The following is a 20,425-nucleotide window of genomic DNA, read 5'->3' as shown; positions in this document are numbered from 1 at the left end:
CGCGGGTGCTGGCGTGCTGCCGTGGTGACCGCGGCCGCGGCGGCGCGGGGCGCGATCAGCGCTGCGCGAGCCATGCGTCCACGCGCGCGAGCGCGGTGCGCAGCGCGTCGAGCAGCGCCGCGTTGCCGGCGAGCGTGCCCCACAGCGCGCGCGATGCGCACAGGGCGAGCACCGGGTCGTCGGCGGCGACGATCGCGCGCGCGGCGCCTTCGTCCATCACGCCGTCCTGGTACGCATACGGCAGCCGGCCGCGCGCCCAGCGCTCCAGAAAGCGCAGGAACAGCGCGGGCAGCACCGCGGTGGCGATCGGCGCGGCGCCGCGCGCGAACGATTCGGCGAGCGTCGGCGCGATGAAGCCGGGGATCTTCGAGAAGCCGTCGGCCGCGACGCGCTGGTTGGTGTCGAGTACGTACGGGTTGCCGAAGCGCTCGAGCACGACGTCGCGGTAGCGTTCGAGGTCGAGCGGACTCGGCGTGAGGCACGGGATCACGTCCTGCGTCACGTAGTCGTGCGCGAAGCGGCGGATCCCGGCGTCGTGCGTGCCTTCGTGGATGTACGTGTGGCCCGCGAGCGTGCCGGCCCACGCGATGCAGCTGTGGGTCGCGTTCAGGATGCGGATCTTCGCTTCTTCGTACGGGTGCACGTCGTCCACCAGCTCCGCGCCGGCCAGCTCCCAGCGCGGGCGGCCGGCCGCGAAGCGGTCCTCGATCACCCACTGGATGAAGGATTCGGCCATCACGGGGCAGGCGTCGTCGATGCCGGTCGCCGCGCGCACGCGTTCGCGCACGTCCGGGGTCGGGCGCGGCGTGATGCGATCGACCATCGCGCTCGGCGTCGCCACGTGCGCATCGAACCACGCGAGCAGCGCGGTTTCGCCACGCTGCTCGAGGAACGCGCGCATCCCGGCGCGAAAGCGCGCGCCGTTGTTGCGCAGGTTGTCGCAGCTCTGCAGCGTGAGCGGGCCCGCGCCGCGCGCGACGCGCTCGGCCAGCAGCGCGGCGAGCGCGCCGTACAGCGTCGTGCGGGCGCCTTGCAGATCGGCCGCGAGATCGGCGTTCGCAAGGTCGAGCCGGTTGTGCTCGTCGAGGTAGTAGCCGCCTTCGGTGACCGTGAACGACACGATCCGGCACGCCGGATCGGCGCCGGCGTCGATCAGCGCGGCCAGATCGGGCGACCACGGCAGCACGCGCGAGATCGCGCGGATCGTCTCGTACGCGCGCTCGCCTTGCGGCGTGACGGTTTCGAGCGTGTAGGCGCCGTGCTGGGCGGCGAGCGCGTCCATCGTCGTGCGCATGTCGTCGCGGATGTTGCCGACGGTCAGCGTCCAGCGCTCGCCGGCCGGCACGGCCGCGTTCACGCGGTGCAGATACCACGCCTGGTGCGCGCGATGGAACGAGCCTGCGCCGATATGCAGCAGCACGGGCGGGTGCTCGGAAGGCAATGCGGTCATCCGGTGTCTCCTGTCGCGATCGGATGCCGGCCTGGCAGGGAAGCCGGCGATCCGCGCTGTCGAATACGATCATTTGCTCTGCGTGTGAGCGAATGATCGTATTGGGGCGAGCGAAAGTCAAGGCGGGGACGGGGCATTTCGATGGTGCGGTGCGGCGGGGTGGGGCGGGGAAGCGGGCGGCGAATCAGGCGGCGAATCAGGCGGCGAATCAGACCGGCGCGGCGGCGCAGATAGCGGCAGCGTGCCGAAGCGGCTGCACCGGCGCGCCACGGTGGCGGAGGAACGCGTCGAGCGTCGTCTGACCGCCCGCGCCGGCCTTGCCGCGCGCATATGATGCGGCCCGCTCGTCGTCACGACGCGCGGGCCGCGTGAGCCGCGCGTGCGCTACAGCGTGGTGCGCACGTGCCAGAGCTCGGGGAACAGCACGACGTCGAGCATCTTGCGCAGATACGGCGCGCCGCTCGTGCCGCCGGTGCCCTGCTTGAAGCCGATGATGCGCTCGACGGTCGTCACGTGACGGAAGCGCCACTGACGGAACGCGTCCTCGAGATCGACGAGTTCCTCGGCCATCTCGTACAGCTCCCAATGCTGCTGCGGGTGACGATAGACCTCGAGCCACGCGGCCTCGACGGTCTCGTCGTGGCGCATCGGCTGCGTCCAGTCGCGCTCGAGCCGCTCCGGCGCGATCGGGAAACCGCGCCGCGCGAGCAGGCGCACGACTTCGTCGTAGAACGACGGCGCTTCGAGCGTCGCGCGCACTTCGGCGAGGATCTCGGGCCGGTGCGCATGCGGCTGCAGCATCTGCACGTTCTTGTTGCCGAGCAGGAATTCGAGCTGCCGGTACTGGTACGACTGAAAACCCGACGACTGGCCGAGATACGGGCGCATCGCCGAATACTCGGACGGCGTCATCGTCGACAGCACGTTCCACGCCTGCACGAGCTGCTCGAGGATCCGCGACACGCGCGCGAGCATCTTGAACGCGGGCGGCAGCGCGTCGCCGCGCACCGCGTCGAGCGCGCCGCGCAGCTCGAACAGCGCGAGCTTCATCCACAGCTCGCTGGTCTGATGCTGGATGATGAACAGCATCTCGTTGTGATCGGGCGAGAGCGGATGTTGCGCGTCGAGGATCGAATTCAGCGACAGGTAATCGCCGTAGCTCATCGACTTCGAGAAATCGAGCTGCGCGTTGTGCCAGCCCGGTTCGCCCGCGGCATCGCCCGGCGCCTGATGAGCGGATGGCGCGGCGCGCGTGCCCGAGAACGGGCAGCCGGCCGGCGCGTCGTCGCCGGGAGGCTGCATATGACCAGAATTCACGACTTTCTCCAGATTTGCATGACGGGGCCCGGCGCGCCGGGCGTAACGGATCAGGTCACCGCGCCGCGCTCGGCGAACTCGGGCGCCTTCCACGCGTCGGTGGCGAGGATGTCGCGCAGCGTGTCGACGGCGTCCCAGACGTCGACGAAGCGCGTATAGAGCGGCGTGAAGCCGAAGCGCAGCACGTCGGGCTCGCGGTAGTCGCCGATCACGCCGCGCGCGATCAGCGCCTGCATGACTTCATAGCCGTGCGGATGCTCGAAGCTCGCCTGCGAGCCGCGCTGGTGATGCGCGCGCGGCGTGACGAGCTTCAGCGACAGCCCCGCGCAGCGCGCTTCGACGAGCGCGATGAACGCGTCGGTCAGCGCCAGCGACTTGCGGCGGATCGCCTGCATGTCGGTCTGCAGGAACACGTCGAGCCCGCATTCGACCATCGACATCGACACGATCGGTTGCGTGCCGCACAGAAAGCGCGCGATGCCCGGGTCCGGCGCGAACGCCGGCTGCATCGCGAACGGCGCGCGGTGGCCCCACCAGCCGGACAGCGGCTGCGAGAAATGCGCGTGATGGCGATGCGGCACCCACACGAACGCCGGCGAGCCGGGGCCGCCGTTCAGGTATTTGTACGTGCAGCCGACCGCGCCGTCGGCACGCGCGCCGTTCAGGTCGACCGGCACCGCGCCGGCGGAGTGGGCGAGATCCCACAGCATCAGCGCGCCCGCGTCGTGCGCGAGCTGCGTGACGGCCGGCATGTCGTGCATGTAGCCGGTGCGGTAGTTCACGTGCGTGATCATCGCGACGGCCGTGTCGTCGCCGAGCGCGGCCGGCAATTCCGCCGGATCGTCGATCAGACGCAGCTCGTAGCCGCCGCCGAGCTGCTCGATCAGCCCTTGCGCGATGTACAGGTCGGTCGGGAAATTCGAGCGCTCGGACACGATCACGCGGCGCTGCGGCGCTCGCTCGGCCTGATGGCGCAGCATCGCCGACAGCAGCTTGAACAGGTTGATCGAGATCGTGTCGGTCACGACCGTTTCGCCGGCTGCGCCGCCGATCAGCGTCGCGAGCTTGTCGCCGAGGCGGCGCGGCAGCGCGAACCAGCCGGCGGTGTTCCAGCTGCGGATCAGGCCTTCGCCCCATTCGGCGCCGATCACCTGTTGCGCGCGGGCGGCCGATGCGCGCGGCTGCGCGCCGAGCGAATTGCCGTCGAGATAGATCACGCCGTCGGGCAGCGCGAACTGGCCGCGCAGCGCGGCGAGCGGATCGTCGCGGTCGAGGGCGAGTGCGTCTTCACGGGTCTTGATCATGATGTCGATGAGGGGTTCGGTAATCAGGAGGAATGGCCGGGCAGCGCGCGCAGCACCGCACGCACGGGGCTCGCATCGAGCGTCGTGAACTTCAGCGGCAGCGCGATCAGCTCGTAATCGCCGGCCGGGACGTCGTCGAGCACGATGCCTTCGAGTATCGCCATCCGGTGCGCGCGCACGCGGTGATGCGCATCCATCGTCTTCGATTCCTGCGGGTCCAGCGACGGCGTGTCGATGCCGATCAGCTTCACGCCGCGGGCGGCGAGCAGGTCGATCGTCTCCGGCGCGACCGCGCAGAAATCGCTGTCCCACCGCTCGACGCTCGCGTGCGCGCAGGTGCGCAGCAGCACGCGCGGCGGCACGCGATCGAGCGCGGCCTCGACGTCGGCCGGCTGCACGCGCGGCGCTGCGCCGACGCAGTGGATCACGCGGCACGGGCCGAGATACGCGTCGAGCGGCACGGCGCCGATCGGCGCGCCGTCGGCGTCGTAATGCAGCGGCGCGTCGCAGTGCGCGCCGGTATGCGGCGACAGCGTCAGGCGCGCGACGTTGACCGGCGAGCCGGCCTCCATCTGCCATACGCGCTCGACCGACAGCGGCGTGTCGCCCGGCCACACGGGCGTGGCGGGGCTGAGCGGCGGCGAGATGTCCCAGAGTGTGTCCATGGCATGACGAATCGGTGAATCGATCCTTCGAATGATAGGTGGACGCTCGCAGAAAGTGCTTGCGAAATAACCATGGACAATCCGCCGGATTGGCAGATAATTCGACTCAGAGGGAAAAGGGGGACCAAAAATGCATGCGATCACGCTCGATGCCACCGACTGCCGGATTCTCGCCGTACTGCAGGAGGAAGGCAGAATCAGCAATCTGGACCTGGCCGAACGCATCTCGCTTTCGCCGTCGGCCTGTCTGCGCCGGATGCGGCTGCTCGAGGAGCAAGGGGTCATCGAACACTACCGTGCGTGCCTGAGCCGCGAGAAGCTCGGCTTCGAACTCGAGGCGTTCGTGCAGGTGTCGATGCGCAACGAGGAAAACCAGTGGCACGAGCGCTTCGCGGAAGCGCTGCGCGAATGGCCGGAGGTGGTCGGCGCGTTCGTCGTGACCGGCGAAAGCCATTACCTGCTGCGCGTGCTCGCGCACAACCTCAAGCACTATTCGGATTTCGTGCTGAACCGCCTGTACAAGGCGCCCGGCGTGATGGACATCCGCTCGAACATCGTGCTGCAGACGCTGAAGGACGAAGCGGGCGCGCCGGTCGGGCTGGCGCGCACGGGGGCGATCAAAGCGGTGTGAGCCCGTGGAAGCCGCCGCCGTGGAACACCAGCGGCGGCGCGGCGTCGGCTGCGGCGCGCACGCCGCAACGCTCGACTTCGCCGACGAAGATCACATGGTCGCCTTCGTCGTAGCGGCTGCGGTTGTGGCATTCGAACCAGGCGAGCGCGCCGTCGAGCACCGGCATGCCCGAGTTGCCGGCCGCGTGCGCGATCCCTTCGAAGCGATCGCCCTTGTAGGTCGAGAAACGCTTGCACAGGTCGAGTTGCGACGCCGCGAGCACGTTCACCACGTAATGGCTGTTGCTGCGGAATACCGGCGTGGACGCCGATTTGTGCGCGAGGCTCCACAGCACCAGCGGCGGATCGAGCGACACCGAGTTGAACGAGCTCGCGGTGATGCCGATCAGTTGCCCGGACGGCGCGCGCGTCGTGATGACGGTGACGCCGGTGGCGAACTGGCCGAGCGCCTGACGAAATGCGGCCGAGTCGAAATCGGGCGGAGTGGCGTGCTTCATCGGGCCGCCATCCACGACGAAACGGACGGGCGCGGCGCGCGGCGGATGCGACGGGCGCGGCGGACGAATGGCGACGGGGCCGGGGCGATCGGTTCGAAAGTGGTGCGCATGGCGCGATTCTAGCGGAATCGCGCGGGGCGGACCTCCGCGCCACGCCCAGCGCGGGGCGAGCGTGAGGTAGCGCACATTGGTGGTGGGCGTTGGCGCCATCGGGGCATCCGCAGCATTCGCGACACCGAATCGGCCGGCGGCATTCGGCATCCAGGGCATCCAACGGCGGCAACCGCGGCAACCGCGGCAACGGCGGCAACGGCAACCACGCCAACTGCGGCATCCACGGCAACGCCGACATCCACGACGCCGCGCAGCCAGCTCACCGCCAGCGCCCTTCCCGCCATACCGCAGCCATCCGCCTACCGCGCCGCGGCGAGCCCGAGCGACAGCGCCCCGGTCAGTATCAGGCTCGACGCCCATACGGCATCGAGATTGAACCAGCTGCGCGCGACGAATTTCAGCCCCAGATAACGGTAGACCAGCCACGCGAGCACGCCGCCCGCGCCGACCATCGCCGCCGCATGGACGGCCGCGACGACGAGCGCCGTGCCGAGATGCGCGTCGATCAGCGTGGCGGCCGCGCGATGGCCGGCATCCCGGTCCGGCCCGCAGAGCCCGAGATAGATCGGCACCAGCATCAGCCCCGCGCCGTGTGCGAGCGCGACGGCGAACGACCACAGCCCGAGCCGCGCCGGCGCGATGCGGGCGAGCGCGCGCGGGTGCCGGCGCCGGATCAGCAGCGCCGCGCCGAAGCCGATCACGAGCACGCTCGCGCCGATCCGGATCGCCGGCTGCCACGCGAGCAACGCGGCGAGCAGCCCGAACGGCAGCATCACCATGAACACGGCGAGCGCGTGGCCGAGTGCGAGATAGCCGAGCGCCGCGACGAGCGCGTCGACGCGGCGCGTCATCAGCGCGTTCGACACGGCGAGCGGCCAGCCCATCGCGGGGTTCAGCCCATGGTAGACGCCGCTCGCGAGCACGGCCGCCCACAGCGCGAGCGACGCAGGCAGGGTGGCGCTCAACGCCTGACCGACGGGTAGCAGAAGGAATCGGTCGAGCAGTCGCCGCCGTCGAGCCGGATCTGATGCGCGCGATAGCCGTCGGGGAACTCGACCCAGTAGTCGTCGGCGAGCGTGAGGCCGCCGTCCGACCCCGCGTGCGCGAGCACCTGCGCGGCCGGCACGCCGTCCGGATAGAACTGGTCGTCCCAGGTCGAGTACAGCGAGTTGGTCCAGTACACGCGCCGGCCGTCGCGGCTGACTTCGACCATCTGCGGGCCGCCCGCGAACGCGCGGCCGTTCGGATGCGGCGCGCGCCGCACGATGCCGCCGATGCGCACCGAGCCCGCGAGCACCGGCCGATGCGGATCGGACACGTCGTACTGGCGCATCTCGCCGGTGCCCCAGCACGACACGTACAGGAAGCGATCGTCGAGCGACAGGTCGATGTCGGTCACGAGCGGCGGCACCGCGCCGAAGCCTTTCAGCAGCGGCGGCAATTCGTCGGCCGCGGCCGGCTCCGGCGGAATGGTCGCGGTCTTCTTCGCGTGGAACCTGCCGTCTTCGCGCCACCAGGTCCAGATCGAGCCTTCGAGCGTGGCCGTATCGACCACGACGCCGACGAACCCGTATTCGCGCGCCGGATCGTGCGCGGGCCGCACTTCGAGCGCCATCTGGTGCTGCGCGCCGAGGTCGATCGTCTGCACGTTGCGACGCGCGCGCAAGTCCCAGAAGTGCAGACGGTGACCGTAGCGGTTGGCGAGCAGGTCTTCCGGCACGATGCCGTTTTCGAATTGCGGCGGCAGCGCCCATTCGCTCGACACCATGTAGTCGCGCGGCAGGTTCCACCAGAAGTCGTAGTGCTTGTCCTGCGGGCCGCGGTCGATTTCCCAGCGGCCGAGCACGTCGAAGGTCTCGCAGTCCATGATGAAGATGCCGGGCGCGCCGTCGGTGCCGTCCTTGCCTGCGCCGCCGAGCGTGCTGACGTAGATGCCTTCCGGGCCGCAGTGGACCGTGTGCGGCCGCGAGTAGCCGGTCTTCGCGAACACTTCGTCGGGCTCGATGATCTTGTGGATGCGCGCCTGCGTCGGATGCGGCTTCGTGTCGATCACGTAGATGCGCGACGAGCGCAGGCCCGGAATGATCAGGAAGCGGCGCTCGAGAAAGGCGTGGCCCGTCAGCGGCGACAGCGACGACGAGCACGCATTCCACCCGAAGTGGTGAAACTCGTCGCCGGTGTGCGGCATCGTCACCGTGTGGACGATTTTCCCGTAGGTCGCCGAGCCGGGCTTCACGTCGATGACGGCGAGCGCGTCGGGGCTGGAAAAATCGGGGCTCAGCAACAACGTATAGGCGAACGCCTCGGGCGGCGCCTGCATCGCAAGCTCGGGTGAGGCGTGAAAGGTCGGATCGGGCCGCATGTTCATCGTGGTGCCTCCTGTCGGTGGTGTCGAATCACGGGTGCGCCGCGGTCCGGCCGTGTGTGGGCAAGCGCTGCGCGAGGCGAACGCGCCGCCGCGGCGCGCGCTGCGGTACGTCAGGTGGAAACGGTGCGGAAAGGTGCGGAAAGGTGCGGCATCCGACGCGCGCCGCTCACGCACGCGTGTTGCGTCGCAATGCGATCGGATGAACGACGCGGCGCAATGCGCGTCGGTCGGTTCGCCTGCGAGGCGGACGGTATCTGCTAAGGCGTGCATATCGATGTTCCGGCGGATGATGTTGGCATCGGGGCGGGCATGCATCGGCGCTGCGTGCGGCCGCGGCGGGGTGCCGTCGCGGCGAAGCGTGCCTAAGTGTAGACGAGAAATGCGCGGCGGGTCGGGCGCGGCGCGCGCGTGCCTGCCTGCCGGATTTTCGTGCGAGTGAGATACTTGAACGCGTGCCGCTGCGCGCCGGGCGACCGGGCAGCGGCGATACGGACTGGCGAGCCGGGCACGCGCGCGTGCCGGCCGCTACCTTCAACGAGGTACTCAACTTCATGGTGAACGAGATGCTTGAAACCGCGACGCTCGGCGGCGGCTGCTTCTGGTGCACGGAGGCCGTGTTTCTCGACGTCGACGGCGTGACGGCCGTCCAGTCGGGCTATGCGGGCGGCCACACGCGCAATCCCGGTTATCGCGACGTGTGCGACGGCGACACCGGACACGCGGAAGTGGTGAACGTGACGTTCGATCCCGCGCGCATCGGTTATCGCGAGATCCTGGAGATCTTCTTCGCGACGCACGATCCGACTCAGCTGAACCGGCAGGGAAACGACGTCGGCACCCAATACCGTTCGGTCGTGTTCACGCATTCGGATGCGCAGCGCGACACCGCGCTCGACGTGATCGCCGAGCTCGAGCGCGAGCAGGTGTTCGGGCAGCCGATCGTCACGCAGGTCGTGCCGCTCGACGGCAACTACTGGCCGGCCGAGGATTATCACCAGAACTATTACGCGCGCAATCCGGGGCAAGGGTACTGCTCGGTCGTGATCGGGCCGAAGCTCGCGAAATTCCGGCAGAAGTTCGCGCATCGGCTGAAGTCGCAGCGCGGCGCGTGAGCGGTACGTGAGGGGTGTGTGAGCGGCGCATCACTCGGCGGCAGCTCGCCGTCCGACGCTACGCCGCTTCGCTGCTCCACCGCGCACACGCGGCGACGATCTCCCGCGCGAGCGCAATGCACGACAGCGGCGCCGAGCCTTCCGCCTTGTTGTTGATCGTGATGATCACCGGCTGGCCGGCCAGCGCGTAGCGCGCGGCCAGCTCGGCGAGCGCCGAACGCGTGGCCGGGTCCTCGTCGACGAGCTGGTCGAACGGCTCGTACTTCGCCTTCGCCTGTTCGTACTTGAAACCGCCGTGCAGGCTCCAGCGCACGATCAGCGGGCCGGGCGCATCGCCGTCGAGCAGCGCGAGCGCGGCCGCCTGGCGCAGCGGGTCCGGCATGCGCGCATGCAGGCCGACGCAGTAGCGAACGCCGAGCGCCGCAAGCGTCCGGATGAAGCGCGGCGTGAGCAGGCAGGCGTCGCGGATCTCGATCGCGTAGCGCGTGCCGTCCGGCTCCGGCGGCAGCGGCGGCAACGCCGCGAAGAACGCGGCCAGCCGCTCGATCAGCGCGGCCGGGTCGGCGAGCAGCTGATCGGGCATCGGCGAAAACTGGAACACCAGCACGCCGGCCTTTTTGCCCAGGCCATCGATGCACGGCTGCACGAATTCATGCGTCGCGAGCGCGGCGTCGAGGAACGTCGGGTTCGGTCCCGACGGTTCGCCGCGCCGGCCGCGCACCACGGCGTCCGTCACGGACGCCGGCGCTTTCACGACGAAGCGGAAATCGTCCGGCACCTGCTGCGCGTAGCGCAGATAGTCGGCCACCGACAGCGGGCCGTAGAACGACCGGTCGAGGCTCACGCTCCGGAGCAGCGGATGCGCGCCATACGCGCCGAGCCCTTCGCGCGACAGCTTCGACTGCGCGAAGTCGCCGTCGAAGACGATGCCGTTCCAGCCGGGGAAGTACCACGACGACGTGCCGAGCCGCACGTTCGGCGGCAGCGCGGCCGCCAGTTCGGCGACCTCGGCGGACACCGGCGCAGGCGGCACGCCGCGCCCGCGCCGCGTGCGCTTCGGCGGTGCGGCCGGCGGAGGCGGCTCGTCCCACAGCAGGCCGGATTCAGGCGAGGGCGGTTCGGGGTCGTCGGTAGCGCGCGGCGACGCTCGATCGGCGCGCGCCGGGCGTCGTTCTTGCGGCGCCGCGTGCTCGCCGGCCGGTTCGGGTTTGCCGGCGGCACCGGGGCCCGGGCCCGCGCATGCATCGTCGGCGGACGCGCCGAACAGGTCGAATTGCGCGTCGGCACCCGGTCCCGGCGTCCCGTCGCGCTGCTGTCGTTGCGGTCGCGCGTTGCGCCGCGTGCTGCCGTCACCCATGCATGCCCAGCGTGAAGCGCCGCCTAGCGCGGCAGCGCGTGTTCGTACATGTAGCGCCGCGACCACGGCAACGTTTTCGCGCTGCGGCCGGCCTTGCGGCACACGATCTGGAAGATCGACACGTCGTCGTGCTCGAACGCATACGCGCAGCCGGCGAGATACACGCGCCAGATGCGGAATTTTTCGTCGTCGACGAGCCCGCGCGCCTGTTCGGCGTTCGCCTCGAAATTCTCCGTCCAGATTTCGAGCGTGCGCGCATAGTGCCGCCGCAGGCTCTCGATGTCGACCGCCTCGAGCCCGCCGCGCTGCGCCGCTTCGAGCGCGAGGCTGATGTGCGGCAGCTCGCCGTCCGGGAACACGTAGCGATCGATGAATTCGCCGCCGCCGAGCGCCGTTTCGCCGCTTTCCGCGTCGGTCGACGTGATGCCGTGGTTCATCGCGATGCCGTCGTCGGCGAGCAGCTCGCGCACGCGCGAGAAGTAGAGCGGCAGATTCTTGCGGCCGACGTGCTCGAACATCCCGACGCTCGTGATGCGGTCGAATTGCCCGTCGATTTCGCGATAGTCCTGCAGGCGGATCTCGATCTTGTCCTCGAGGCCGGCCGCCTTCACGCGCGCGGTGGCGAGATCGAACTGGTTCTGCGACAGCGTCACGCCGAGACACGTCGCGCCGAACTTCTGCGCGGCGCGCAGCACGAGCGCGCCCCAGCCGCAGCCGATGTCGAGCAGCCGCTGCCCGGGCTCGAGCTGGATCTTCGTCAGGATATGGTCGATCTTCTTGATCTGCGCGGTCGCGAGATCTTCATCGCCGTTCTCGAAGTACGCGCACGAGTACACCATGTTCTCGTCGAGCCACAGCTTGTAGAACTCGTTCGACACGTCGTAGTGGTACTGGATCGCCTTCTTGTCGGTGCTCTTCGTGTGATTGAAGTAGCGCCGCACGCGCGCGAGCTTGCTCGCGCTGGTGACCGTGCTGCGCGCGAGCGAGTAGCTGATGTTGATGATGTCCGACAGCCGGCCCTCGATGTCGATCTTGCCCTTCACGTACGCCTCGCCGAGGTTGTCGAGGCTCGGCTCGAGCAGCAGCGGCAACGCCGATGCGCTGTTGACCTTCAGCGTGACCTGCGGCGCGCTGAACGTGCCGAAATCGAGTTGCTCGCCGTTCCACAACACGAGGCGCGCCGGTAAGTTCGCCTTCGTCCGTACTTCGTCCGCCCACTGTGCCAGCTTCTTTTCCCAGAACATTTGGAATCTCCGTTTGTTCGTTGAATCGAATACAGCCAGGTTTTCTGGCCGGGCGCCCGCATCTTGCGATACGGGCGCCCGGTTGCAACACGAGATACGGCCGGCGCCGGCGCTGCTGCGGCGTCGCTTACGGCGCCAGGCGCGAGATCGACCAGCCCGTCGCCGCGGCGGCGTCGCGCGTATAGAGCAGTCGATCGTGCAGCCGCGACGGGCGGCCCTGCCAGAATTCGATCGCGTCGGGCACGAGGCGGTAGCCGCCCCAGTGCGGCGGACGCGGCGGATTTTCGCCGTAGCGGGCGGCGACTTCCTTCTCGCGCGCCTCGAGCGTCGCGCGGCTGTCGATCACCGTGCTCTGCTCGGACGCCCATGCGCCGATGCGCGAGCCGAGCGGGCGCGAGGCGAAATAGCGGTCGCTTTCGTCGGCGCTGGTTTTCTCGATCCGGCCTTCGATGCGCACCTGGCGCTCGAGCTCGATCCAGTAGAACAGCAGCGCCGCATGCGGATTGACGGCGAGGTCGTGCCCCTTGCGGCTTTCGTAATTGGTGAAGAAGACGAACCCGCGTTCGTCGACGGCCTTGATGAGCAGGATTCGGGCCGACGGCCGGCCGTCGGCGCCGACCGTGGCGACCGTCATCGTGTTCGGCTCGGGCAGCTTGGCGGCGAGCGCCTCCTTGAACCAGCGGTCGAACTGGACGAACGGGTCGGGGGCGGCGTCGGCCTCGTCGAGCGAAGCACGCGAATAGTTGATGCGGAGATCGGCGAGTGTCGTCATGTTATGCAAACGCTTCAATCGGGGGCCAGTATAGCGAACGCGCGAGAATCGTGCGTACACCGTCGCGAGGAAAGGCGGGGGAGTTCAGGCAAAATAGAGGGCCGCACGACTTACGTTTTCCTTGCTGCCATGCCCGCTGCCGACGCTGCCCTGCCCAGTTCCTCCGATCTTACCGCGAGCCCGCCGATCCAGCTTGACGTGGATCGCGAGCGCCGCTTCGGCGGTATCGCACGGCTGTACGGCGCGCCGGCGCTCGCCGCGTTCGAGCGCGCGCACGTGGCGGTGATCGGCATCGGCGGCGTCGGGTCGTGGACGGCCGAGGCGCTGGCGCGCAGCGCGGTCGGCACGCTGACGCTGATCGATCTCGACAACGTCGCCGAAAGCAATACGAACCGGCAGATCCACGCGCTCGACGGCAATTTCGGCAAGCCGAAGGTCGACGCGATGGCCGAGCGCATCGCGCTGATCGATCCCGCGTGTCGCGTGAACCGGGTCGAGGATTTCGTGGAGGCCGACAACTTCGATGCGCTGCTCGGCGGCGGCTTCGACTACGTGATCGACGCGATCGACAGCGTGCGCACGAAGGTCGCGCTGATCGCATGGTGCGTCGCGAAAGGGCAGCCGCTCGTGACGGTCGGCGGCGCGGGCGGGCAACTGGACCCGACCCGGATCCGCATCGACGATCTCGCGCTGACGATCCAGGACCCGCTGCTGTCGAAGGTGCGCGCGCAGTTGCGCAAGCAGCATGGCTTTGCGCGCGGTCCGAAGGCGCGCTTCAAGGTCAGCGCGGTGTATTCGGACGAGCCGCTGATCTATCCGGAAGCTGCCGCGTGCGACCTCGAGGACGGCGCGGAGCCGTCGGCCGCCGCGCACGTCGCGGGGCTCAATTGCGCGGGGTTCGGATCGAGCGTGTGCGTGACCGCGAGCTTCGGCTTCGCGGCCGCCGCGCATGCGTTGCGGGCGATTGCGGCGCGGGCCGTGCGCTGATCGGGAAACCAGCCGGCCCCCGCCTCCTCCATTAATTGAGCGCCATGCTCAGCTTGCGCCGCCACGCGGCGACCAGCTCGGGGCGGTCGCCCGCCAGTTCGAACACCGAAATCATCGTGCGGCGGCCGAGGTCGTCGCCGTACGCGCGGTCGCGCAACACGATCTCCAGCAACTGCTCGAGCGCGCCTTCGTACGCGCGACGCGCGATCAGGCTCTGCGCGAGGTCGAAGCGCGCGTCCAGATCGCCGGGATTCGCGGCGATGCGGGCTTCGAGCGCGTCGGTCGGCGGCAGGTCGGCCGTCGCGTCCAGCGCGTCGAAACGGGTCTTGATCGCCTGGTAGCGCGGATCGGCCTGCAGCGTCTGCGGCGACAGGCGCTCGGCCTCGGCACGCGCCGCGTCGACCTCGTTGTTCGCGAGCAGCAGTTCGATCAGGTCGAGCCGTGCGTCGTCGAAGCCGGGGTTCAACGCGAGGGCCGCTTCGAGGTGCGCGAGCGCGTCGTCGAAGCGCGACTCGGCGAGCGCGTATTGTGCGGCGCGGCGTTCGGCTTCGTCGGGCGCCGGCAGCAGCCGATCGAGGAACTCGCGCAGTTGGCCTTCCGGCAGCACGCCGATGAACTGATCGACCGGGCGCCCGTCGGCGAACGCGATCACGTGCGGGATGCTGCGCGTCTGGAAATGCGCGGCAAGCTCCTGGTTCTCGTCGACGTTCACCTTGACGAGCTTCCAGCGGCCGGCGTAATCGGCTTCGAGCTTTTCGAGCAACGGCCCGAGCGTCTTGCAGGGGCCGCACCACGGCGCCCAGAAGTCGACCAGCACGGGCGTGTCCAGCGACGCCTCGATGACGTCTTTCTCGAAAGTGGCAAGCGTGGTGTCCATGTCGTTCTCTGCAGTTCGAATGTGTTCAGGATGGGGGCGGCGCGCGCGTTTTTCAACGCGGCTTCGCTGCGGGCAACGGAATCCACTCGGTTTCGCCGGGCACCTTGCCCATTTCCTGCTTCGTCCACGCCTGTTTCGCCTGCTCGATCGCATCGCGGCTGCTCGCGACGAAATTCCATTCGATGAAGCGCTCGCCGTCGAGCTTGTCGCCGCCGAGCAGCATCGCGCGCGCGCCGCCGCTGCTCGCGAGCGTGACGGTCGTGCCCGGCACGAGCACGGCCATCTGTTGCGCCGGCACCGGCGTGCCGTCGATCGTGAGGTCGCCGTCGACGACGTAGACGGCCCGCTCCTCGTGCGACGCGTCGAGCTCGAGACGGCTGCCGGCCGCGAACCGGGCGGCGACGTACAGCGTGCGCGAGAACGTCGTGACCGGCGAGCGCAGGCCGAAAGCGTCGCCGGCGATCACCGTCAGCGACACGCCGCCTTCGTCGCGCGTCGGCAGCGTGTCGGCCGCATGGTGCTCGAACGATGGCTCGGTGGTTTCGTGCGCGACCGGCAGCGCGACCCAGGTCTGGATCCCGTGCACGGTATGGCCGCTCTCACGCAGCGCGTCGGGCGTGCGCTCCGAGTGGACGATCCCGCGGCCGGCCGTCATCCAGTTGACGTCGCCCGGCACGATTTCCTGCAGCGAGCCGAGGCTGTCGCGGTGCAGGATCGCGCCGTCGAACAGATACGTGACGGTCGCGAGCCCGATATGCGGATGCGGGCGCACGTCGAGGCCGGTGCCCGGCGGCAGCGCCGCGGGCCCCATGTGATCGAAGAAGATGAACGGGCCGACGAGGCGGGCGGCGAGTGCGGGAAGCGTGCGGCGCACCTGCAGGTTGCCGATGTCGCGCAAGTGCGGTTTCAGCAGAGCTTTGATCGAATCGGTCATGACGGGTCTCGTGGGGAGCGGCGCGGTGCCGGTCATTGTACTGGGGCGGTGGCGGCGCGCGTGCGGGCAGCGTGGGCAATTCGGGGCGAGGCGGGCGAGGTGAGGCAGACGAGGCGAGGCGGACGAGGCGGACGAGGCGGACGAAGCGCACGAAGCGCACGAAGCGCATGAGGCGAGGTGGGTGAGGTGGGTGAGGTGGGCGAGGCGGGCGAGGTGGGCGAGGTGGGTGAGGCGGCGTGGCTCGGCGGCCGGGCGGCCGGGCGGCCGGGCCGCGACGGCGAAGCGGTGGGGCGGCGATGAGAAAGCGATTCGGATGCGGCGGCGAATCGGCGGTGCAGCGGCGGCGAATCGCAGCCGAATCGCCCGCGAAACGATGTCACCTCGCAGGCACGTGCGATGCGCCGCACCGCTCGTCGCGGCACGGCGCGATCCGATGCGCGCCGCGCGGGTCGCGGATCGCGCCGCGAAATTCGGTAGACTGGCCGGCTCGGCAGCCCGGCCGATTATCGAGGAGACTTCCCATGATGGCCCCGAAGGACCTGCTGCTTGCGCTGATCGTGATCCTCGCATGGGGCGTGAACTTCGTCGTGATCAAGGTCGGCCTGCACGGCATGCCGCCGATGCTGCTCGGTGCGCTGCGCTTCACGCTCGCGGCGGTGCCCGCGGTGTTCTTCGTGCGCAGGCCGCAGATCCCGTGGCGCATGCTGATCCTGTACGGCGCGACGATTCAGCTCGGCCAGTTCGTATTCCTGTTTACCGGCATGTACGTCGGGATGCCCGCCGGCCTCGCGTCGCTGGTGCTGCAGTCGCAGGCGTTCTTCACGCTGGTGTTCGCGATGCTGTTTCTCGGCGAGCGGCTGCGCGCCGAGAACCTCGCGGGGCTCGCGATCGCCGCGGCCGGGCTCGTCGTGATCGCGGTGCAGGGCGGCGCCGCGATGACGCTCGCCGGCTTCCTGCTGACCATCGGCTCGGCCGTGATGTGGGCGTTCGGCAATATCGTCACGAAGAAGGTCGGCCGCGCGAACCTCGTGTCGCTCGTCGTGTGGGCGAGCCTCGTGCCGCCGCTGCCGTTCTTCTTGCTGTCGCTGTGGTTCGAGGGGCCGCAGCGGATCGCCGCCGCGCTGGCCGGACTGAACGGTACGTCGATCTTCGCGGTGGTCTATCTGGCGTTCGTCGCGACGCTCGTCGGCTACGGCTTGTGGAGCCGTCTGATGTCGCGCTATCCGGCCGCGCAGGTCGCGCAATTCTCGCTGCTGGTGCCGATCGTCGGGCTCGCGTCGTCGGCGCTGCTGCTCGACGAGCACCTGAGCCGCATGCAGCTGATCGGCGCCGCGCTCGTGATGGGCGGGCTCGTGGTGAACGTGTTCGGCGGGAAACTGTTGCGCCGCTTCGCGGCGTCGTGATGCGCCGGCACGCGGCGCGTGCCGGCAGCGGGACAGGCAGCGGCCGGGAAGCCGGTGCAGACGCGGGACAGGTCGGCCAGGACGAGCGGGCCGTGCCGCTCGCACCGGCCGTACGTCAGGCCATCCGGTTCTTCGCGAGCGGCGGATTGGCCGCGAAGTAGCGCTTGATGCCGCGGAAGATCGCGTCGGCCATTTCCTCGCGATAGCTGTCGTCGTTGAGTCTGCGTTCTTCGTCCGGGTTGCTGATGAACGCGGTCTCGACCAGGATTGACGGAATGTCGGGCGCCTTCAGCACCGCGAACCCGGCCTGCTCGACCGAGCCCTTGTGCAGCTTGTTGATGCCGCCGACTTCCTTCAGTACGTAGTTGCCGTAGCGCAGCGAATCGCGGATCTGCGCGGTGGTCGACATGTCGAACAGCGCGCGGCTCACGGCCGCGTCCTGCGTCTTGATGTTGATGCCGCCGATCAGGTCGGATGCGTTTTCCTTGTTCGCGAGCCAGCGCGCGGCGGCGCTCGACGCGCCGTGGTCGGACAGCGCGAACACCGACGAGCCGCTCGCGGACGGCGTCGTGAACGCGTCCGCGTGGATCGACACGAACAGGTCCGCGCCGACGCGGCGCGCCTTCTGCACGCGCACGTTCAGCGGCACGAAGAAGTCGGCGTCGCGGGTCATCATCGCGCGCATGTTGGGCGCGCCGTCGATCTTCGCGCGCAGCTTCTTCGCGATGTCGAGCGCGACGTGCTTCTCGTAGGTGCCTGCGCCGCCGATCGCGCCCGGATCCTCGCCGCCGTGGCCCGGATCGATCGCGACCGTCAGCAGCCGCATCGTGCCGCCCTTGCCGGATTTCGGCGCGGTGAACTTGTAGGTGTCGGCGTCGTCGTCGCTGTCGTCGCGGCGCGCGATGACGGGCGGCGGCTTGACGGCCGGCTTCGCCGGCGTGTTCTGCGCGAAGCGCTGGAAGAACGCGTCGCTGTTGTCGGCCGCGGCGGGCGGCGTGGCCGGGCCCGTGAGCCTCGACGGCGGCTGCATCTGTTGCGCGCGCGCGCTGTCGTTCAGCGCCTGCTCCTTGCGTTCGGTCTGTGCGATCAGGTCGGTCAGCGGATCGGGCGCGACCGCCGGATACAGGTCGAACACGAGCCGGTACTTGTAGGTGCCCACCGGCGGCAGCGTGAACACCTGCGGTTTCACCGACCCCTTCAGGTCGAACACCATCCGCACCACGTGCGGCTGATACTGGCCGACGCGCACCGACTGGATCTGCGGATCGTTTGGCGCGATCTTCGACACGAGGTCGCGCAGCGCCTGGTCGAGATCGAGGCCGTTCAGGTCGACGACGAGGCGGTCCGGCCCCTGCAGCAGCTGCTGGCTGTTCTGCAGCGGCTGATCGGATTCGATCGTGACGCGCGTGTAGTCGCGCGCGGGCCAGACGCGCACGCCGAGCACCGAAGATGCGTGCGCGACGCGCGGCGCGACGAGACCGAGCACCAGCGTCGACGCACCGGCGCGCAGGATCTGGCGGCGCCGCCAGTTGTGCGTCGCGGTGGCCGCCGATTCGATCGAGCGGAACGGTTTGATCAACATCTTTCGAGACATGCCTTTCCTGAAGCGCTGAACGCCCGGACGGTGAGGGCGCGGCCGTCGCCGTCCACGTCGAGCGAGAAAACCAGATCGGGCACGCCGAGTAGCGCGCCTGCCTGTTGCGGCCATTCGACGAGGCAGATCGCGCTCGAATTGAAATATTCGCGAAAGCCTGCGTCGGACCATTCGGCCGGATCGTTGAATCGATACAGATCGAAGTGATAGACCTCGAGTTCCCCGTCATCGCGCGCGAACGCGTATGGTTCGACGAGCGTGTAGGTCGGGCTGCGCACGCGCCCCGTGTGGCCGAGGCCGCGCAGGATCGCGCGCACGAGGGTCGTCTTGCCCGCGCCGAGATCGCCGATCAGCTGGATCTGCAGCCCCGCGAACGCGTGGGTGCGCGCCAGCTCGGTGCGTGCGGCGTCGAGCGCATGCGCGAAGCGGGCGCCGAAGGCCTCGGTCGCCGCTTCGTCGGCGAGTGCGATCACGCGCTGCGCGAGCGGAGCGGGCAGCGTGTCTGCATGAGGCGGATGGGGCGTGGCTGGCATTCTCGTAAAATAGTGCGATGAACCGCTTACCGGAACTCGCCGCATCCGACGGCCCTTCGACTCGTGCCGAGGGCGCGGCGCCGTGCGCGCTCGACGATGCGGCGTTGACTGCGCTCGCCGCGCGCATCAGGGCGTGGGGGCGCGAATTGGGTTTCGGGGCGATCGGCATCAGCGATACCGATCTCTCGGATGCCGAAGCGGGCCTCGCCGCCTGGCTGGAAGCCGGGTACCACGGCGAAATGGATTATATGGCGAAACACGGGATGAAACGCGCGCGGCCGGCCGAACTTGTGGCCGGTACGCGACGCGTGATCTCCGCGCGGCTCGCCTATCTGCCGGCCGCGACGCTCGCCGCCGACGCGCCCGACGCGTCGTCCGCGCCGCACGACTGGCGCGCCCGCGAGCGCGCCCGGCTCGACGATCCGCAGGCGGCCGTCGTGTCGATCTACGCGCGCGGCCGCGACTATCACAAGGTGCTGCGCAACCGGCTGCAGACGCTCGCGGAGCGCATCGAGCGCGAGATCGGCGCATACGGCTACCGCGTGTTCACCGATTCGGCGCCGGTGCTCGAGGTCGAACTCGCGCAGAAGGCCGGCGTCGGCTGGCGCGGCAAGCACACGCTGCTGCTGCAGCGCGACGCGGGCTCGCTGTTCTTCCTCGGCGAGATCTACGTCGACGTCGCGCTGCCGACCGATGCGCAGACGGCGCCCGATGCGGCGCCCGAAACGCCCGGCGCGCACTGCGGCAGCTGTACGCGCTGCCTCGGCGCGTGCCCGACCGGCGCGATCGTCGAGCCGTATCGCGTCGACGCGCGCCGCTGCATTTCGTATCTGACGATCGAGCTGAAGGGCAGCATTCCGGAGCCGCTGCGGCCGTTGATCGGCAATCGCGTGTACGGCTGCGACGACTGCCAGCTCGTGTGCCCGTGGAACAAGTTCGCGCAGGCCGCGCCGGTCGCCGATTTCGACGTGCGGCACGGGCTCGATCGCGCGACGCTCGTCGAGCTGTTCGGCTGGGACGCCGAAACCTTCGACACGCGGATGCAGGGCAGCGCGATCCGGCGCATCGGCCACGAAAGCTGGCTGCGCAATCTCGCGGTCGGGCTCGGCAACGCGCTGCGTGCGCCGGCCGGGCGGCTCGCGCCCGCTGCGCGCGACGCGATCGTCGCCGCGCTGCGCGCGCGAGCGGACGATCCGTCGCCGGTCGTGCGCGAGCACGTCGAATGGGCGCTGCGCGCCGCATGAACGCGGCGTAAAGTGTCGTCGGC

At 69.3% G+C, this 20,425-nt stretch carries 19 protein-coding genes; 5 read left to right on the top strand and 14 right to left on the bottom strand.

From position 1 onward, the window contains the following. Positions 1 to 55: 55 nt before the first annotated feature. The 4 genes from dalD to kynB all read right to left on the bottom strand — a co-directional run bounded on the left by dalD (position 56) and on the right by kynB (position 4,736). On the bottom strand, positions 56 to 1,450 hold the full coding sequence (dalD, locus tag EX20_RS03135) for a D-arabinitol 4-dehydrogenase (protein ID WP_034192650.1): 1,395 nt from the start codon (positions 1,448 to 1,450) through the stop codon (positions 56 to 58). 384 nt (positions 1,451 to 1,834) lie between these two features. Next, the gene (gene kynA / locus EX20_RS03130) at positions 1,835 to 2,752 is read right to left on the bottom strand and encodes a tryptophan 2,3-dioxygenase (protein ID WP_034192649.1); all 918 of its coding nucleotides are present in this window, start codon (positions 2,750 to 2,752) and stop codon (positions 1,835 to 1,837) included. Positions 2,753 to 2,817: 65 nt separating this feature from the next. Next, a complete protein-coding gene (gene kynU, locus EX20_RS03125; RefSeq protein ID WP_085954491.1) occupies positions 2,818 to 4,068 on the bottom strand; it encodes a kynureninase in 1,251 nt (416 codons plus the stop codon). Positions 4,069 to 4,094: 26 nt separating this feature from the next. Next, positions 4,095 to 4,736, bottom strand: a complete 642-nt coding sequence (gene kynB, locus EX20_RS03120; RefSeq protein ID WP_014723534.1) for an arylformamidase — start codon at positions 4,734 to 4,736, stop codon at positions 4,095 to 4,097. A gap of 130 nt (positions 4,737 to 4,866) precedes the next feature. Here kynB and EX20_RS03115 point away from each other — a divergent pair, with 130 nt between their 5' ends. Next, on the top strand, positions 4,867 to 5,367 hold the full coding sequence (locus EX20_RS03115) for an Lrp/AsnC family transcriptional regulator (RefSeq protein WP_006477992.1): 501 nt from the start codon (positions 4,867 to 4,869) through the stop codon (positions 5,365 to 5,367). Here the strand turns inward: EX20_RS03115 and EX20_RS03110 are convergent. The 3 genes from EX20_RS03110 to EX20_RS03100 all read right to left on the bottom strand — a co-directional run bounded on the left by EX20_RS03110 (position 5,354) and on the right by EX20_RS03100 (position 8,345). Then, complete coding sequence (locus EX20_RS03110) at positions 5,354 to 5,863, bottom strand: flavin reductase family protein (RefSeq protein WP_011885865.1); 510 nt, start codon at positions 5,861 to 5,863, stop codon at positions 5,354 to 5,356. The two genes, EX20_RS03115 and EX20_RS03110, sit on opposite strands and share 14 nt — an antisense overlap. Before the next feature lie 413 nt (positions 5,864 to 6,276). Then, entirely contained in the window at positions 6,277 to 6,942 is a 666-nt protein-coding gene (locus EX20_RS03105) for a hypothetical protein (protein WP_014723533.1), read from the bottom strand. Next, complete coding sequence (locus EX20_RS03100; protein WP_014723532.1) at positions 6,939 to 8,345, bottom strand: selenium-binding protein SBP56-related protein; 1,407 nt, start codon at positions 8,343 to 8,345, stop codon at positions 6,939 to 6,941. Before EX20_RS03100 ends, EX20_RS03105 begins: the two co-directional genes overlap by 4 nt. A 551-nt stretch (positions 8,346 to 8,896) precedes the next feature. Between EX20_RS03100 and msrA the strand changes: the two genes are divergently transcribed. Continuing rightward, complete coding sequence (gene msrA, locus EX20_RS03095; RefSeq protein ID WP_034192711.1) at positions 8,897 to 9,457, top strand: peptide-methionine (S)-S-oxide reductase MsrA; 561 nt, start codon at positions 8,897 to 8,899, stop codon at positions 9,455 to 9,457. A gap of 58 nt (positions 9,458 to 9,515) precedes the next feature. On the opposite strand, the gene EX20_RS03090 is transcribed toward msrA, so the two are convergent. The 3 genes from EX20_RS03090 to pdxH all read right to left on the bottom strand — a co-directional run bounded on the left by EX20_RS03090 (position 9,516) and on the right by pdxH (position 12,830). Continuing rightward, positions 9,516 to 10,814 carry a DUF72 domain-containing protein gene (locus EX20_RS03090; protein ID WP_034192648.1) on the bottom strand — a complete coding sequence of 433 codons (1,299 nt, stop codon included), beginning with the start codon at positions 10,812 to 10,814 and terminating at the stop codon, positions 9,516 to 9,518. Between the two features lie 23 nt (positions 10,815 to 10,837). Then, complete coding sequence (locus EX20_RS03085; protein WP_014723528.1) at positions 10,838 to 12,058, bottom strand: SAM-dependent methyltransferase; 1,221 nt, start codon at positions 12,056 to 12,058, stop codon at positions 10,838 to 10,840. Between the two features lie 127 nt (positions 12,059 to 12,185). Further along, complete coding sequence (gene pdxH, locus EX20_RS03080) at positions 12,186 to 12,830, bottom strand: pyridoxamine 5'-phosphate oxidase (protein ID WP_034192647.1); 645 nt, start codon at positions 12,828 to 12,830, stop codon at positions 12,186 to 12,188. Between the two features lie 129 nt (positions 12,831 to 12,959). Between pdxH and tcdA the strand changes: the two genes are divergently transcribed. Beyond that, a complete protein-coding gene (gene tcdA / locus EX20_RS03075; protein WP_034192646.1) occupies positions 12,960 to 13,817 on the top strand; it encodes a tRNA cyclic N6-threonylcarbamoyladenosine(37) synthase TcdA in 858 nt (285 codons plus the stop codon). Between the two features lie 31 nt (positions 13,818 to 13,848). Here tcdA and trxA read toward each other — a convergent pair whose 3' ends face one another. Together trxA and EX20_RS03065 are read right to left on the bottom strand one after the other, a co-directional pair. After that, positions 13,849 to 14,694, bottom strand: a complete 846-nt coding sequence (gene trxA / locus EX20_RS03070; RefSeq protein WP_034192645.1) for a thioredoxin — start codon at positions 14,692 to 14,694, stop codon at positions 13,849 to 13,851. Positions 14,695 to 14,746: 52 nt separating this feature from the next. After that, a complete protein-coding gene (locus EX20_RS03065) occupies positions 14,747 to 15,628 on the bottom strand; it encodes a pirin family protein (protein WP_011885828.1) in 882 nt (293 codons plus the stop codon). Between the two features lie 524 nt (positions 15,629 to 16,152). Here EX20_RS03065 and EX20_RS03060 point away from each other — a divergent pair. After that, positions 16,153 to 17,031: an EamA family transporter gene (locus EX20_RS03060; RefSeq protein ID WP_175464244.1), complete on the top strand. Its 879-nt coding sequence runs from the start codon at positions 16,153 to 16,155 to the stop codon at positions 17,029 to 17,031. Positions 17,032 to 17,146: 115 nt separating this feature from the next. Here EX20_RS03060 and EX20_RS03055 read toward each other — a convergent pair whose 3' ends face one another. Further along, positions 17,147 to 18,625, bottom strand: coding sequence for an N-acetylmuramoyl-L-alanine amidase (locus tag EX20_RS03055; RefSeq protein ID WP_034192643.1), 1,479 nt, complete (start codon positions 18,623 to 18,625; stop codon positions 17,147 to 17,149). Continuing rightward, complete coding sequence (locus tag EX20_RS03050; RefSeq protein ID WP_014723523.1) at positions 18,607 to 19,158, bottom strand: bifunctional tRNA (adenosine(37)-N6)-threonylcarbamoyltransferase complex ATPase subunit type 1 TsaE/phosphotransferase; 552 nt, start codon at positions 19,156 to 19,158, stop codon at positions 18,607 to 18,609. Before EX20_RS03050 ends, EX20_RS03055 begins: the two co-directional genes overlap by 19 nt. A 17-nt stretch (positions 19,159 to 19,175) precedes the next feature. Between EX20_RS03050 and queG the strand changes: the two genes are divergently transcribed. Then, on the top strand, positions 19,176 to 20,402 hold the full coding sequence (gene queG / locus EX20_RS03045; protein WP_034192642.1) for a tRNA epoxyqueuosine(34) reductase QueG: 1,227 nt from the start codon (positions 19,176 to 19,178) through the stop codon (positions 20,400 to 20,402). Positions 20,403 to 20,425: the final 23 nt, after the last annotated feature.

The sequence above is a fragment of the Burkholderia sp. WP42 genome (assembly GCF_000745665.1).
Lineage (GTDB): Bacteria > Pseudomonadota > Gammaproteobacteria > Burkholderiales > Burkholderiaceae > Burkholderia > Burkholderia vietnamiensis.
This window is presented reverse-complemented; position numbering and strand designations above follow the sequence as displayed.

Excerpts from the sequence above, each read along its gene's own strand:
- kynB (WP_014723534.1), bottom strand. The coding sequence starts at position 4,736 with ATGGACACACTCTGGGACATCTCGCCGCCGCTCAGCCCCGCCACGCCC.
- tcdA (WP_034192646.1), top strand. The coding sequence starts at position 12,960 with ATGCCCGCTGCCGACGCTGCCCTGCCCAGTTCCTCCGATCTTACCGCG.
- EX20_RS03050 (WP_014723523.1), bottom strand. The coding sequence starts at position 19,158 with ATGCCAGCCACGCCCCATCCGCCTCATGCAGACACGCTGCCCGCTCCG.
- dalD (WP_034192650.1), bottom strand. The coding sequence starts at position 1,450 with ATGACCGCATTGCCTTCCGAGCACCCGCCCGTGCTGCTGCATATCGGC.
- kynA (WP_034192649.1), bottom strand. The coding sequence starts at position 2,752 with ATGCAGCCTCCCGGCGACGACGCGCCGGCCGGCTGCCCGTTCTCGGGC.
- trxA (WP_034192645.1), bottom strand. The coding sequence starts at position 14,694 with ATGGACACCACGCTTGCCACTTTCGAGAAAGACGTCATCGAGGCGTCG.
- EX20_RS03060 (WP_175464244.1), top strand. The coding sequence starts at position 16,153 with ATGGCCCCGAAGGACCTGCTGCTTGCGCTGATCGTGATCCTCGCATGG.
- msrA (WP_034192711.1), top strand. The coding sequence starts at position 8,897 with ATGGTGAACGAGATGCTTGAAACCGCGACGCTCGGCGGCGGCTGCTTC.
- EX20_RS03110 (WP_011885865.1), bottom strand. The coding sequence starts at position 5,863 with ATGAAGCACGCCACTCCGCCCGATTTCGACTCGGCCGCATTTCGTCAG.
- EX20_RS03090 (WP_034192648.1), bottom strand. The coding sequence starts at position 10,814 with ATGGGTGACGGCAGCACGCGGCGCAACGCGCGACCGCAACGACAGCAG.
- EX20_RS03055 (WP_034192643.1), bottom strand. The coding sequence starts at position 18,625 with ATGTCTCGAAAGATGTTGATCAAACCGTTCCGCTCGATCGAATCGGCG.
- queG (WP_034192642.1), top strand. The coding sequence starts at position 19,176 with ATGAACCGCTTACCGGAACTCGCCGCATCCGACGGCCCTTCGACTCGT.
- EX20_RS03100 (WP_014723532.1), bottom strand. The coding sequence starts at position 8,345 with ATGAACATGCGGCCCGATCCGACCTTTCACGCCTCACCCGAGCTTGCG.
- EX20_RS03065 (WP_011885828.1), bottom strand. The coding sequence starts at position 15,628 with ATGACCGATTCGATCAAAGCTCTGCTGAAACCGCACTTGCGCGACATC.
- EX20_RS03085 (WP_014723528.1), bottom strand. The coding sequence starts at position 12,058 with ATGTTCTGGGAAAAGAAGCTGGCACAGTGGGCGGACGAAGTACGGACG.
- pdxH (WP_034192647.1), bottom strand. The coding sequence starts at position 12,830 with ATGACGACACTCGCCGATCTCCGCATCAACTATTCGCGTGCTTCGCTC.
- EX20_RS03115 (WP_006477992.1), top strand. The coding sequence starts at position 4,867 with ATGCATGCGATCACGCTCGATGCCACCGACTGCCGGATTCTCGCCGTA.